This window comes from Shewanella sp. SM69, from assembly GCF_025653985.1.
Lineage (GTDB): Bacteria > Pseudomonadota > Gammaproteobacteria > Enterobacterales > Shewanellaceae > Shewanella > Shewanella oncorhynchi.
The window spans coordinates 1-1,760 of the sequence record NZ_JAKKRV010000047.1; the positions used below are offsets into that span (position 1 = coordinate 1).

Here is a 1,760-nt window from a genome sequence, read left to right on the forward strand (position 1 = left end):
ACGATTGTTGTCGATATTCAGACAGCCATCATCCAGATAGCGGACAAGCTTGGGCCACTGATTCAGGCTATACGTAATAGCCGCTCCCAGTAAACTTTCTTTCGTGACACTCTCGCTTGATTTATCCAACCAGCTTTTGAATTGCGCGAGCAACGGCTTGGCTAGCGTTTGCCTGGCTTCATATTTCTTATCAGGCGGCGCAGTTTTTAATTTACTCTCCAGCGCATAGAGTTTCTGGATATGGTTAAGGGCCACATCGGCCTTACCCGTTTTGCCTTTGCCCTGCGCTTTTTGGGCTTCGACGAACTTGCGTCTGGCATGCGCCCAGCAGCCGACTAAGGTTGCGTGGGTTTTCTCATATCCGGCATAACCGTCGACCTGCAGATAACCGTTAAACCCCGCCAGGAAGTCGGTGGGATGTTTACTGCTGCGACTATCCTGATAATCAAACAGCACGAGCTTGGGGCCGGTACTTTTTTCTAAGCCACAGCCATATACCCACATATAACAGGTGCTTTTCTCAACATCCAGCACATTAACCGTGGTTTCATCTGCCCACAGCACGGGCTGTTTCAGAAGCTCAGCTTTCATTAACGCCAGTAACGGTTTCAGTTTCTCTGCACAGCTTATCAGCCAGCGGCTCATCGTTTGACGGCTAAGCTCAATACCGGCCTGATTAAACAACTGCTCYTGWCGRTAMARCGGTAAGCCATAGTGCATTTTGCTGCTGATGATTTGGGCAAGCAGACTCGGTGTGGYCATGCTCTTAGGGATAACCGCCGGTGGCACATCGGCAATTTTAATGTCGACCTTGGTGTCCGTGGTTTCACACTGCCGGCAGCTGTATTTCAGCCGCACGTTTCTGAGCACCCGGATTTGTGCCGGTACGAACTCGATTTGCTCACTRACTTCYTCACCCATTTGATGTAGCGCATGGCCACAGCARGCACAGGTTTTATCGTCAATGTCATGGATAACATCAACGCGCGGCAGCTCAGGGGCAATCCGTGGGCGGCGTGGCTTAGCAGCTTTCTTAGCGCTCTCGGTCGTCTGAGTATCTGGCTCTGTCGCTACTGACTCGTCTTCAATAAGCTGTTCGGCCTCATTTAACACCTCGCCTTCACCTTCATAGGTTTCACTGCTGGGGCTAAATTTCTGGTACTTCTTCAGGTTGTAACGCTCCAGCAACTGCTGCAACTTGTCCGACAGYTGCTGGTTAACCCGCTCTAATTTGGCGATGCGTTTATCTTTYTGCGCCAGTTTGCGCTCAAGCTTTTGCGTCTGCTCAAGCAGCATTTTCTTGAGCAGTGCAACGTCATCAGGTAAGGTGTCTGGTATCTTTTTCATGGCCGCCATTATAACGGCCAATTTAGCTAAGTGCTTGGTAAGATTTAGATTGTTTTGGATGCGATCATAAGGATTTATAGCCGATCGTCATATCAGCCCACACTCTGGTAATGCAGTGGCTGATGGGCGGTGATTTTTTGGATATCGACACCTTGCAACAGCCAATGCCATTGCTGCTCGCTAATAGACAGTATTTTGCCAGGCATCTGCCGTGGCCAGCGGAACTTGTCTTTTTCAAGCCGTTTGTACCACAGGCAAAACCCGGTGCTATCCCAGTACAGTACTTTTAACCGGGTACGCTGCTGATTACAAAACACAAACAGTGCGCCGCTAAATGGCGAGAGCTGCATCTCTTGCTCGACCAGCAACGATAAGCCATTAATGGATTTACGAAAGTCGACCGGCTGTTTATG

The 1,760-nt window shown here is 49.7% G+C and carries 2 protein-coding genes; both read right to left on the minus strand.

What is annotated here, in order from left to right; all coding sequences use genetic code 11:
* A partial coding sequence (tnpC, locus tag L5M37_RS23970; protein ID WP_263201916.1) for an IS66 family transposase occupies positions 1 to 1,347 on the minus strand: 1,347 nt, incomplete at its 3' end.
* Positions 1,348 to 1,439: 92 nt separating this feature from the next.
* Positions 1,440 to 1,760 (minus strand): IS66 family insertion sequence element accessory protein TnpB (gene tnpB, locus L5M37_RS23975; RefSeq protein ID WP_263201917.1); only part of this gene is annotated, 321 nt, incomplete at its 5' end.